Source organism: uncultured Kushneria sp. (genome assembly GCF_947497025.1).
Lineage (GTDB): Bacteria > Pseudomonadota > Gammaproteobacteria > Pseudomonadales > Halomonadaceae > Kushneria.
On record NZ_CANMFC010000011.1, the window covers coordinates 28,988 to 41,539 of the forward strand.

General features: G+C 56.7%; 13 protein-coding genes. 4 read left to right on the top strand and 9 right to left on the bottom strand.

Going from position 1 to position 12,552, the window contains the following annotated elements:
• Window positions 1–24 precede the first annotated feature (24 nt).
• Both gcvH and gcvP read left to right on the top strand, forming a co-directional pair.
• Window positions 25–423, top strand: a complete 399-nt coding sequence (gene gcvH / locus Q0931_RS15925) for a glycine cleavage system protein GcvH (RefSeq protein ID WP_299261981.1) — start codon at window positions 25–27, stop codon at window positions 421–423.
• A 129-nt stretch (window positions 424–552) separates the two neighbouring features.
• Window positions 553–3,444: an aminomethyl-transferring glycine dehydrogenase gene (gene gcvP / locus Q0931_RS15930; protein ID WP_299261982.1), complete on the top strand. Its 2,892-nt coding sequence runs from the start codon at window positions 553–555 to the stop codon at window positions 3,442–3,444.
• Window positions 3,445–3,526: 82 nt separating this feature from the next.
• Here the strand turns inward: gcvP and Q0931_RS15935 are convergent, their stop codons facing one another.
• Window positions 3,527–4,459, bottom strand: coding sequence for a LysR family transcriptional regulator (locus Q0931_RS15935; protein WP_299261983.1), 933 nt, complete (start codon window positions 4,457–4,459; stop codon window positions 3,527–3,529).
• A gap of 195 nt (window positions 4,460–4,654) precedes the next feature.
• On the opposite strand from Q0931_RS15935, the gene Q0931_RS15940 reads away from it, so the two are divergent.
• Entirely contained in the window at window positions 4,655–4,939 is a 285-nt protein-coding gene (locus tag Q0931_RS15940; protein WP_299261984.1) for a hypothetical protein, read from the top strand.
• A gap of 61 nt (window positions 4,940–5,000) precedes the next feature.
• On the top strand, window positions 5,001–6,374 hold the full coding sequence (ppnN, locus tag Q0931_RS15945; RefSeq protein WP_299261985.1) for a nucleotide 5'-monophosphate nucleosidase PpnN: 1,374 nt from the start codon (window positions 5,001–5,003) through the stop codon (window positions 6,372–6,374).
• A gap of 24 nt (window positions 6,375–6,398) precedes the next feature.
• Here the strand turns inward: ppnN and Q0931_RS15950 are convergent, their stop codons facing one another.
• The 8 genes from Q0931_RS15950 to infC form a co-directional block, all read right to left on the bottom strand.
• A complete protein-coding gene (locus Q0931_RS15950; protein WP_299261986.1) occupies window positions 6,399–6,776 on the bottom strand; it encodes a hypothetical protein in 378 nt (125 codons plus the stop codon).
• Window positions 6,773–7,225, bottom strand: a complete 453-nt coding sequence (locus Q0931_RS15955) for a flavodoxin domain-containing protein (protein WP_299261987.1) — start codon at window positions 7,223–7,225, stop codon at window positions 6,773–6,775. Before Q0931_RS15955 ends, Q0931_RS15950 begins: the two co-directional genes overlap by 4 nt.
• 153 nt (window positions 7,226–7,378) lie before the next feature.
• The gene (locus Q0931_RS15960) at window positions 7,379–7,675 is read right to left on the bottom strand and encodes an integration host factor subunit alpha (RefSeq protein WP_299261988.1); all 297 of its coding nucleotides are present in this window, start codon (window positions 7,673–7,675) and stop codon (window positions 7,379–7,381) included.
• Window positions 7,676–7,729: 54 nt separating this feature from the next.
• A complete protein-coding gene (pheT, locus tag Q0931_RS15965; protein WP_299261989.1) occupies window positions 7,730–10,114 on the bottom strand; it encodes a phenylalanine--tRNA ligase subunit beta in 2,385 nt (794 codons plus the stop codon).
• Window positions 10,115–10,138: 24 nt separating this feature from the next.
• Window positions 10,139–11,158, bottom strand: coding sequence for a phenylalanine--tRNA ligase subunit alpha (gene pheS / locus Q0931_RS15970; protein ID WP_108843632.1), 1,020 nt, complete (start codon window positions 11,156–11,158; stop codon window positions 10,139–10,141).
• A 169-nt stretch (window positions 11,159–11,327) separates the two neighbouring features.
• Window positions 11,328–11,678, bottom strand: a complete 351-nt coding sequence (rplT, locus tag Q0931_RS15975) for a 50S ribosomal protein L20 (protein WP_086622909.1) — start codon at window positions 11,676–11,678, stop codon at window positions 11,328–11,330.
• A 33-nt stretch (window positions 11,679–11,711) separates the two neighbouring features.
• The gene (gene rpmI / locus Q0931_RS15980; protein WP_086622910.1) at window positions 11,712–11,906 is read right to left on the bottom strand and encodes a 50S ribosomal protein L35; all 195 of its coding nucleotides are present in this window, start codon (window positions 11,904–11,906) and stop codon (window positions 11,712–11,714) included.
• 94 nt (window positions 11,907–12,000) lie between these two features.
• Window positions 12,001–12,546, bottom strand: coding sequence for a translation initiation factor IF-3 (infC, locus tag Q0931_RS15985; protein WP_086622911.1), 546 nt, complete (start codon window positions 12,544–12,546; stop codon window positions 12,001–12,003).
• Between the last annotated feature and the right edge of the window lie 6 nt (window positions 12,547–12,552).

The following is a 12,552-nucleotide window of genomic DNA, read 5'->3' on the forward strand; positions in this document are numbered from 1 at the left end:
TTGGCATTGAACAGGACATACAATATGAGCCAGATCCCCACTAATCTTCGCTATTCGGACAGTCACGAATGGGTCCAGGACAATGGCGATGGTACGGTCACCATCGGCATTACCGACCATGCCCAGCAGGCCCTTGGCGACGTGGTCTTCGTGGAGCTTCCCGAAGTGGGCAGTACCCTTGCGACAGGCGAGGAGTTCGGTGTGGTCGAGTCGGTCAAGGCCGCCTCGGACCTTTATGCCCCACTGAGTGGCGAAGTCCTGGGCATCAACACCCTGCTCGAGGATGCCCCTGAAAGTCTCAATGAAAGCCCCTATGACGATGCATGGCTGATCAAGATTCGTCTGGCAGAACCCGATGAACTTGAATCGCTGATGGATGCTGACAGCTATACCGAGCTTGTCGCCAACGAAGCAAACGACTGATCGCGCTTACCACCAACACCCGAGGCTGACCTCCTCGCTGCTGTCGGAAAGGCGTTCACTCATCACCGGGCCCTGCACTGATGGCACCCTGCAGTGACACTTTCCGATACTTCATCTTACGGATATCCCATGGCCGCTGATTCTCGCTCGCTGAATGAACTTTTCGCGCATGATGCGTTTATTGCCCGTCATATCGGCGTCGACGCCACGGCACGTCGCCATATGCTGGAGACGCTTGGCGCTGACACGATGGCGGAACTGCTCGCGCAGGCCATTCCCCAGGACATTCGCATGGAAGGCGAGCTGAATCTGGCCGAACCGGTGTCGGAGCTTGAGACACTGACGCGTCTGCATCGGGTCATGAGCACCAACCAGGTCATGAGAAATCATATCGGGGCGGGTTATTACGGCACCATCATGCCTGCCGTGATTGCACGCAATGTACTGGAAAACCCGGGCTGGTATACCGCGTATACGCCGTATCAACCCGAGATTGCTCAGGGACGGCTCGAGGGGCTTCTCAACTTTCAGCAGATGGTTATGGATATGACCGGCATGGCACTGGCCAATGCCTCGCTGCTGGATGAAGCTACCGCCGCGGCCGAGGCCATGGCGCTGTGTAAACGGGCCAATCGGAAAAATAAAAGCTCGGCATTTTTTGTAGCAGATCACGTGTTTCCTCAGACGCTGGACGTCGTGCGCACGCGTGCGCGCTGGCTGGGCCTTGAGGTCATCGTTGACCGTGCCGAGGCACTTGATCAGTACGATGTTTTTGGTGCCCTGCTGCAATATCCGGCTGAAGACGGCAGCGTGACGGATCCTGGAGCGCTTATCGAGCGTGCGCATGAGCGTCACACCATGGTCGCCGTGGCCACCGACCTTCTGGCACTGGCGCTTTTGAAGCCGCCGGGAGAAATGGGCGCCGATATCGCGCTTGGATCCGCTCAGCGCTTTGGCGTGCCCATGAGCTTTGGCGGCCCGCACGCGGCCTTTTTTGCGGTCAACGACGACCTCAAGCGTTCCATGCCCGGGCGTGTCATCGGTGTGTCTCGCGACCGCCACGGCAAACCCGCCCTGCGCATGGCCATGCAGACACGTGAGCAGCACATTCGTCGTGAGAAGGCGACCTCCAACATTTGTACCGCCCAGGCGCTGCTGGCCAACATTGCCGGCTTTTATGCGGTCTATCATGGCCCGGACGGCATCCGCACCATTGCCAATCGCGTTCACCGGATGACTCGCATTCTGGCGAAGGGATTGGCAGGTAGTTCAACCAGCGTCGACAACGAGTGTTTCTTCGATACGCTGACGCTGCGCGTTGACGACGTCAGTGCACTGCGTCAGCGTGCAGAAGCAGCCGGCCACAATCTGCGCTATCGCGAAGATGGCCGCGTTAGCATCAGTCTGGACGAGACCACTACCCGGCAAGATCTCGAAGCACTTTTTACCATTTTACAGGGTGATCAACACGGCATTGATGTCAGCGCGATCGACGCGGAATTTCAATCGACTCGCGCTCGACTGCCGAAAACCTGCCAGCGCCAGTCGAAATTTCTGACGCACCCGACCTTCTCGCGCTACCACAGCGAAACCGAGATGCTGCGCTACCTGAAGCGACTTGAAAATCGTGATCTGTCGCTAACGCATGCCATGATTCCGCTGGGCTCGTGCACCATGAAACTCAATGCCACCACCGAAATGGTGCCGCTCTCCTGGACCGAGTGCGCCGATATTCATCCCTTTGCGCCCGATTCGCAGGTACCGGGCTATATGACGATGATCAATGAGCTGAGGGACTATCTCATCGAGGTGACCGGTTACGATGCCATCTCCATGCAGCCCAACTCGGGCGCTCAGGGGGAATACGCCGGACTACTGGCCATCCGGCGCTATCAGCAGTCGATCGATCAGGGTCACCGGCACATCTGTCTGATTCCGTCATCGGCACACGGCACCAACCCGGCCTCAGCCGCCATGACCAGCATGAAAGTGGTGGTGGTAGAGTGTGATGCCAATGGCAATATCGATCTGAAAGACCTGCAGGCCAAGGCCGAAAAGCACAGCGATGAGCTGTCGGCCATCATGCTGACCTATCCCTCCACGCATGGCGTGTTTGAGGAAGGCATCCGCAAGGCATGCGAGATCGTGCATCAGCACGGCGGGCAGGTGTATATCGATGGCGCCAACATGAACGCTCAGGTCGGTCTATGTCGGCCGGGCGACTATGGTGGCGATGTTTCGCATCTTAACCTGCACAAGACTTTCTGCATCCCTCATGGTGGCGGTGGCCCCGGCATGGGCCCCATCGGCGTCAAGGCGCATCTGGCAGAATACCTGCCGGGTCATGTCCATCGTACCGGGCATACTCATCTGGAGCCTGGCACTGCTGTCTCATCAGCTGCCTTTGGCAGTGCGCTAATCCTGCCCATTTCATGGGCCTATATCGTCATGATGGGCGCACGCGGTTTGCGTGAAGCCAGCGAAGCGGCCATTTTGAATGCCAACTACATCGCACATCGCCTAAGCGAGCACTACAGCGTGCTCTATCGTGGCAAAAAGGGTCATGTGGCCCACGAGTGCATTATCGATGTTCGCCCGCTCAAGGCCGCCAGCGGCATCGATGAGGAAGATATTGCCAAGCGTCTGATGGATTACGGCTTTCATGCGCCGACCATGTCGTTCCCGGTGGCCGGCACCCTCATGATCGAGCCGACCGAATCCGAATCGCGTCAGGAACTGGATCGTTTCTGTGAGGCCATGATTGCCATCCGAGAAGAGATTCGCGCCGTCGAGCAGGGAGACGTCGCTCGTGATAACAATGTGCTGATCAATGCCCCGCATACGCAGCATGACCTGTACCGGGATGACTGGCCCTACCCCTACTCGCGTGAGCAGGCCGCCTTTCCTACCCAGGCCACCAAAGCGGCCAAGTTCTGGCCCAGTGTCAATCGGGTCGACAACGTCTATGGTGACCGCAACCTGATCTGCAGTTGTCCGAGCATCGATGACTACCGTGATTAACCATTCTTGATGCAAAAGGCCGATACAACGAAATACGCTGTATCGGCCTGATGTTGTTGAAATCCGAAGCTTTCAGCAGCCCTTACGCGTTACTTCCTTCAGAGACCATATCGGCAGGTGCTTCGTAGCCATAAAGGGCGTTGCGCCGCTGCTCGCGAAACTCATCCAACAGTTGACGATATCGCCGAGGCAACTCCGCCCCTTTACGCGTCAGGACATAAAGGGATTCATAGACCGGCACCGACAATGGCGCTTCCTGGACCTGGCGCTGCCAGGGCGAGGTTTCAAGCACCGGACGCGATACAACAGTGAACCCCAAACCGCGAGCAACTGCATCCAATACCACCGCCACATCGTTGGTATAACCCTTCTGCGGAAAATAGCTGATCGAGCGAAACTCGTCAGCGTAGTTTTCGCGCAACACCTGGCTTGCGTTATTGACGCCATCGAAATAGTTCAAAAAGCCCAATGACAACAGTTCGTTAATACTGTTGCCGCGAAAATCGGCAGGCACCACCAGGCACAGCGGCTCATGGTGCCAGAGCTCATACTCAAGGTCAGGATGACGCGTGATGTCCGTGACGATACCCAGGTCGTAACGACCGGCCAGTACGTCCTGTACAATTTCAGCATTGAAGGCGAAATTATAATTGATGGTCAGCCCGGTATTGACCTGCTGATAGCCCAGTACAAAGGGGTAAAACATCAAGCCGATGCTTGAAGGGCTGGCGATACGGCAGTCGCCACTGCTTAGCGACTCATCATCAAGACCATGACGAAACTGTTCATGCTCTGCAAAAAGCCGGATGGCATAGTCGTAGGCGCGCCGCCCCGCTTCCGTGAGTGTAAAGCGACGGCCATGACGGCGCAGCAGAGTCTTGTCAAGATAGTGTTCAAGCTTACGGATGTGCTGGCTGACCCCGGGCTGGGTCATTTCCAGCTTGTGGGCCGTATGGGTAAAGCTGCCTGTTTCCACCAGCGTGATAAAGGTTTTGAAATACTGGGCATTAAACATGGGGCATTATCAGCTCACTGACGGCCCTGACCGCGACGCGGCCGGGCAAACAAAAAATCTTCATTTCTGATCAGATAGATACGGCGTGACCAGCTACTTTATCAGAAAAGCCTGGAGCCCGCATGAGCTCCTCGAGTTCTCGTGTTAGCATCCCGGGACACAGCGTTTGACACTGCTTTTATTGGAATATCCACCATGCCCGACCCCTTTTTAAAACGCGCAGAAGACATCAAGAAAACCCTGCTTGCGATGGAATCCGAAGCGCCTGATGAAGATCTTTTTGCGCTGGGCTACATGATTCCGCAGATAGAGCTGGTGCAGGAGATGGCCCAGTATGACGCCTCGGAGGTTACCGCAGAGGATTTCGACGCCACCTATCGCCAGTGGCTTGAAAGCACCTTCATGGAAGATGCCATGGAGAGTGATGACCGCCAGCGTATCGAGGAGCTCTGGCAACACGCCATAAGCCGGACGAGCTGACCCATGTCGCCAGGGCCTGCCTCTGGCATTTGTTGACTGCAGGAAAAGGATATCAAAGAGGATGAAGGAAGCCACACGGATTTCAGTCACCATTTCTCCGGAAGGCAGTCTGGAGGTGCTCTCGCAGCAGGAAGTCAATCGCCTGCGGGACACTTCATCCAACGGCATGCACGATGTGCTTCGCCGCTGTGCACTGGCCATCCTGAACTACGGTACCATGGTTGATGACAGCTGCAGTGTGCTTGAGGCCTATCACGACTTTGATATTGAAGTCATCCAGCAGGATCGAGGCATCCGTCTAAAGCTCACCAATGCCCCCGCCCATGCCTTCGTGGACGGCAGCATGATTCGCGGCATCCGTGAACTGCTGTCTTCCGTTCTGCGTGATGTGGTTTATGTATACAACGAAATCGAAAAGCATGGGCGCTTCGATCTCGAATCTGCCGAAGGCATCACCAACGCCGTATTCCATATCCTGCGCAATGCCGGGGTCATGAAGCCTTCGCGTGATCCCAACCTGGTGGTCTGCTGGGGCGGACACTCAATCTCGCGTGAGGAGTACGACTACAGCAAGTCGGTCGGCTATCACCTGGGACTGCGTGACATGGACATCTGCACCGGCTGCGGGCCGGGCGCCATGAAAGGGCCAATGAAGGGTGCCAATGTCGCACATGCCAAACAGCGTCGTCGCAACAGCCGCTATCTGGGCATTTCGGAGCCCGGCATCATTGCGGCCGAATCGCCCAACCCGATCGTCAATGAACTGGTCATCATGCCGGATATCGAAAAGCGCCTTGAGGCCTTCATTCGCGTTGGGCACGGCATCATCATTTTTCCTGGTGGCGTGGGCACCGCCGAGGAAATCCTATATCTGCTGGGCGTACTGCTGCATCCCAACAATGCCGACATTCCCTACCCGATCATCTTTACCGGGCCAGCCAGCAGCGCCGACTATTTCCGGCGCATCGATGAGTTCATTGCCTTTACGCTGGGTGCCGAGGCACAAAAGTACTACCGCATCATGATTGATGATCCCGTCGGCGTGGCGCGCGCCATGCGAGAGGGCATCGAGGAAGTGACCGCCTTTCGCCGCGAGCATCAGGATGCCTTCTACTTCAACTGGCGCCTGGAAATTCCACGGGACTTTCAGCAGCCCTTCACCCCGAACCACGAGTCAATGGCCGGCCTGGCACTTCATCGTCGCCAGAACGTGCATGATCTGGCCGCCAATCTGCGGCGCGCCTTTTCGGGAATAGTCGCCGGCAACGTCAAGGAGCAGGGCGTACGGGCCATCGAAAAACAGGGTCCTTTCCGCCTGAACGCTGAAAGCGAGCTCATGCAACCTCTTGATGAGCTACTGACCTCCTTTGTCGCTCAGGGGCGAATGAAACTGCCTGGCAGTGAATACGTTCCCTGCTATACGCTGAACACATAAAACATGATCAGCCTGATGGTGGCGCTATTGCTCCGCGGGGCGCCACCAGCCATAAAGTGCATGCAGCAAAAGCCCAATGGTCATGGCTCTGGGTAACCATTGATACCAGTCCTGTGACAGCCCTGTCGCAAGTTGCCAGATCGCCGTTGCAGCCACGCCCACCATCAACCACAACAAAAGCCGTTTAAGCGCTGTCAACGCTCCCCTTCTGACGCTGCTCGAAGCACGCTGCCATAACAGGGCAGATACGACGACCAGCGCCGCCACACCCCCGCATACCAGTATCAGACGCTCATTATCGCGAACGATATAATAGCCGGGCGCTGCCATCAGCATGGTCAGGGCAAGCCCCAGCAGGATGGAAATTCGCTCACCGCTGGCCAGCAGTCCCTGACGACTCATGAATGCGCTTCCAGCCACTGCTCTGCCCAGGGCAGTGCCGCATCGTCGGCCATGGGCGTTTCCGAGGCGTCCACTTCCAGACGTTCGCCAACACGGCTGGCGCCAAGAGTGGTCAGAAGCTCATCCAGCCTGCGTCCGGCACCGCAGAAACTCTCCTCGTAGCTGCTGTCCCCCATGGCAATCAGAGCGTATCGCAGACCCTGAAGTGACGGCCGCTGCTGCTCGAGGGCACTGCTGAGACCGGTGAAATTGCCCGGATAATCGCCCCTTCCCGTGGTCGAGATGCAAAAAAGCGCCAGATCCGGCTGTGGGTCGACCAGCGTCTCCAGTGTGGGCGTTTCATGAATCTTGACACCGTAACCTTCCGATTCAAACAAGGGCGCTATTTGTTCGGCGACATCCAGGGCGCCGCCGTAAACAGTGGCAACATAAATTCCGACATCAGGCATGTTTTTCGATCACCACAATTGAATTTGGGCAATGATAACATAGTGCTTCCGGCCCTTTCCTCGCGGCCAGCGCACAAAAAAGCCCTGCCATGAGCAGGGCTTTTGATGCCGTGACAGATGATCCGTCACGGCCATGAATGCGACAGCATCCCATTAGACCTTGTCGCGCTCTTCCACCAGCGCCTTGAGCTTCTGCCCCGGTCGGAAGGTCACCACGCGACGCGCCGAGATCGGGATCTCCTCTCCTGTCTTGGGATTACGTCCAGGCCTTTCACGCTTGTCACGCAAATCAAAGTTGCCAAAACCTGACAGCTTGACCTGTTCGTTTTCCCTGAGACAACCGCGGATTTCGTCAAAAAACTGCTCGACAAGCATTTTGGCTTCACGCTTTGAGAATCCAAGCGACGTGTGCAGATGCTCTGCCAGTTCAGCCTTGGTCAACGCACTCATTATCCGACATCCTGTAGGAGACAATCTTTAGGAGACAGCATCCCGCCACCGCATTCAGTGACGCAGCAACGCGCCAAAACGCTCCGAGGAGACCGCTACAATATTGTCAATTGTCTGATTAATTTCAACATCTGTCAGCGTGCGCGAAGGATGCTGCCAGGTCAAGCCCAGCGCCAGGCTCTTGCGCCCCTCTTCCACGCCGGCGCCCTGATAGACGTCAAACAGGCGTAGATCCGTCAGGGCATCTCCGGCCTGCTCACGAATCACATCCAGTAGCGACTGCACCGGCAGGCTCTCGTCTACCAGCAGTGCCAAGTCGCGTCTGACTTCCGGATAGCGAGACAGAGGGCTGAATGCTGCCAGCCTGCCCTGCTGTAAAGTGGCCAGCTCAAGCTCGAACACATAGACTTCGGGCTTGATACCGAGTTGCTCCCTGACGGCAGGATGCAGCGCTCCGACCCAGCCAGCGTGGCGGTCATTTCGCAGGATACGGGCACACTGTCCGGGATGAAGTGCTTCATGCTCGCCCGGCTCGAAACGCCATTCGCCCTCGACACCACCCAGTGACAGAATACGCTCAACGTCTCCCTTGATGTCGAAGAAATCGACCCCTTCCCTGCGGCTCGTCCACCCTTCCGGGTCTCGTGTGCCACAGATCATGCCACCCAGCATGGGCGTTTGCGTCAGCGCATCGATGTCGCCGTTGAACACCAGTCCGGTTTCAAAGAGACGAATGCGCTGCTGCTGACGATTGAGGTTGTGCAGCAGCGCACGGCTCAAGCCCGCCCACAGACTCGAGCGCATGACCGACATGTCGCTGGAAATGGGGTTGGCAAGTGCAGGAGTCACGACATTCGGATTCAGCGCCTGCTGAAGATCGTCAGACACGAAGCTGTAGGTGATGGCTTCCTGATAGCCACCGGCCACCAGATGCTGACGAATGACATCAAGCGAAACCTTCGCCCCATCCTCACGACGCGGCGCCAGACTGGCCTGCGGGTAGCGAACGGGCAACCGGTTATACCCGTGCACACGCGCCAGCTCCTCGACCAGATCCTCCTCGAGGCGCACATCAAAACGCCATGTCGGAACACTGACTTCCCAGCTGCCGGCTTCACGAGACTTCAGGGTCATGCCGAGACGGGACAGGATGTCGTGGATTTCGTCATCCTCAAGCGTCATGCCCAGAAGCCGACTGACGCGTTTGGCGCTCAACGTTATCTGACAGGTATCGGGCAGTGCCTGATGATCCGTTTGCTCGATGACAGGACCAGGGCGGCCACCGGCCAGCTCGACAAGCAATCCTGTCGCCCGCTCAAGTGCGCGCACCTGCAGCGTCGGATCCACACCGCGCTCAAACCGATGGGAAGCGTCCGTGTGCAGACCGTACTGACGAGCCCTCCCGGCGACGGCCAGCGGCGCGAAGAAAGCAGACTCCAGCAGCACATGACGCGTGTCACGGTTGACGCCCGAGCGCTCTCCCCCCATGACACCGGCAATGGCCAGCGGCCCTTCGGCATCGGCGATCAAAAGGGTATTATCTTCAAGCGCTACGTTCTGCCCGTCGAGCAGTGTCAATGTCTCACCGGCGCGGGCATTGCGCACTTCGATATGACCCTGGAGCCGGTCCAGATCGAAGGCATGCATCGGCTGGCCCAGCTCGAGCATCACATAGTTGGTGATATCCACCACAATATCGATGGAGCGCAGGCCGCAGCGACGCAGATATTCCGTCAGCCACAGGGGAGAAGGCGTGCTGACATCAAGATCGCGGACAACACGCGCACTGTAGCGCGGGCAGGCGCTAGTATTGTCCAGACGCACCTCAAAGCGTTCATCGATCTGCGCCGCCACGGGCGCAATTTCGGGCGCCTTGACCTCAACGCGATTGAGCACACCGATCTCGCGTGCAAGCCCCATAACGCTCAGGCAGTCACCACGATTAGGGGTAAGATCAACATCGATGCTGTGATCGTCCAGCCCAAGCCACTGCCTTAGATCCTCGCCTATGGGGGCACTGTCCGGCAGCACCCAGATGCCCGGAGACTTTTCCTCGACCAGGCCAAGCTCTGACTCGGCGCAGATCATGCCCTGAGAGGCCACACCCCGCAGCTTTGCTTCCTTGATGGCGAAGTCGCCGGGCAGTACAGCACCGGGTCTGGCCAGCGCCACTTTCTGGCCGGCGGCCACATTGGGAGCGCCGCACACGACCTGTTGAAGCTTGCCGCTGCCGTCATCGAGCTGACAGACACGCAAACGATCGGCATCAGGATGCTGAACGGCCTCTTTGACTTGTGCGACCACGACGCCTGAAAACGGGGCGGATACCAATTCAATGGCATCAACTTCCAATCCTGCCATGGTGATCTGATCGGCAATCGCCTGCACATCCTGCGCTACATCAACCCATTGACGCAGCCACTGTTCGGAAACTTTCATCTTGCCTCGCTATACCGAAACGAATTACTGGAACTGGCGGAGAAAGCGCAGATCGTTGTCGAAAAAAAGCCGCAGGTCGTTGACGCCATATCGCAGCATCGCCAGACGCTCGACGCCCATACCAAAGGCAAAACCGCTGTAGCGCTTCGAATCTATATCGACGTGGTCAAACACATTGGGATGCACCATGCCGCAACCCATGACCTCAAGCCAGCCGGTATGAGAACACACCCGGCACCCCTTGCCACCGCAGTTGACGCACTGAATATCGACTTCTGCCGAAGGTTCGGTAAATGGAAAGTAGGAGGGACGAAAGCGAACATCGAGCCGGTCACGTTCAAAGAAGGCTTTCAGAAAAGCTTCAATGGTGCCCTTGAGATCGGCAAAGCTGACATTCTCATCTACAAACAACCCTTCTACCTGATGAAACATGGGGCTGTGAGTGAGATCGGAATCGTTGCGATAGACGCGCCCTGAACACACCAGACGCACTGGCGGCTCCTGATGCTCCATGGTGCGGATCTGAACCGGAGAGGTATGTGTACGCAGGACATGGCGCGCATCGAAATAAAAGGTGTCATGCATGGCGCGGGCAGGATGATGTGCCGGTATATTCAGCGCCTCGAAGTTATGATAATCGTCTTCGATTTCCGGCCCTTCGGCGATGTCATAACCGATATTCGCAAAACACTGCTCGATACGACGCAGCGTCTGGGTAATGGGGTGCAGGCCGCCCGATGACTCCCGCCGACCCGGCAGGGTGACATCCACCTTCTGCTCTGCAAGCCTTGCGGCCATGGCACTGGCTTCCAGCGCGGTCCTTTTGGCATCCAGTGCGGCTTCAACCTGTTGCCTTGCCTGATTGATGACTTCCCCGGCGGCGGGTCGCTCCTGCGCCGGCAGTTTTCCCAATCCTTTCAAAAGGGCCGTCACCTCGCCCTTCTTGCCCAGATAGCGGACACGAATATCTTCCAATGCCCTGATATCTTCGGCAGCGTCAATGGCTTCGACTGCCGTCGCTACTACTGTGGAGAGATGCTCCATCCGTCTTGCTCCATGAAAAACGGCAGATTGCAGATACCAGGAAAGCTCTGCACGTTGATCCTGTTATCAGGGATCTGACGATAAATTGTTGCTACACAAAAAAACAAGGGAAGAGCGACGGCTCTTCCCTTGTAGCACTTCGGCAGATGACCTCAGGTCACCAGTACCATCAGGCAGCCTTGGCTTGCTCGACGATGGAACCGAAAGCCTGCTTTTCGTGAACGGCCAGATCAGCAAGAATCTTGCGGTCGATCTCGATACCGGCCTTTTTCAGACCGTTGATGAAGCGGCTATAGGACATGCCATGAGTACGGGCTGCAGCGTTGATACGTGCAATCCACAGCGCACGGAACTGACGCTTTCGCTGGCGACGGTCACGATAGGCATACTGGCCTGCCTTGATCACCGCCTGCTTGGCAACACGGAAGGTACGCGAACGAGCACCGTAGTACCCTTTGGCCTGCTTTAAAATCTTCTTGTGACGACGACGAGCGACGACACCACGCTTTACACGAGCCATGAAAACCTCCTGACTTCAGTTATTTAAATCGACTTAGATATAAGGGAGCATGCGCTCGATCAAACGACGATCGGCATCATGGATCTGCTTCATACCGCGCAGCTGACGCTTACGCTTGGTCGATTTCTTGGTCAGGATATGGCTGCGAAAGGACTGCTTGTGCTTAAAGCCCTTGGCAGTGCGCTTGAAGCGCTTGGCCGCACCGCTGTTGCTCTTGATTTTCGGCATGAGAATAACTCCGCACGATATTTTTTAGAAAACCCGAGGCCGGCATGTCATGCCATCCATGATGGCTCAACATGCCCGTTAAACTGCCCACGGATCACTTTTTCCTGGGGGCCAGCATCATGATCATTTGCCGACCTTCCATCTTCGGACGCGATTCTACAACAGCAAGGTCTTCCAAGTCATGTTCTACACGCTCCATGAGCTTGCGTCCGATGTCCTGGTGCGCCATTTCACGACCACGGAATCGCAACGTGACCTTGCCCTTATCGCCTTCCTCAAGGAAACGTGTCAAATTCTTGAGCTTGACCTGATAATCACCTTCATCAGTGGCCGGTCTGAATTTGACTTCCTTGATCTGGATCTGCTTTTGCTTCTTCTTCTGAGCAGATTTCTGTTTTTTCAGTTCGAACTGATGCTTGCCGTAATCCATGATCTTGCAAACGATCGGATCGGCATTGGATATCTGCACGAGATCAAGCCCAGCCTCTTCAGCCTTGGCAAGCGCCTCATTCATGGGCACAACACCCAGCTGCTCGCCCTCGCTATCGATAAGCCGAACTTCATCCGCACGAATACGGTCATTTATGGGTGCGCGCTTTTCCTGAGGGCGCCCACGTTGGTTATTTCGCTTGATCGTCAAGTCTCC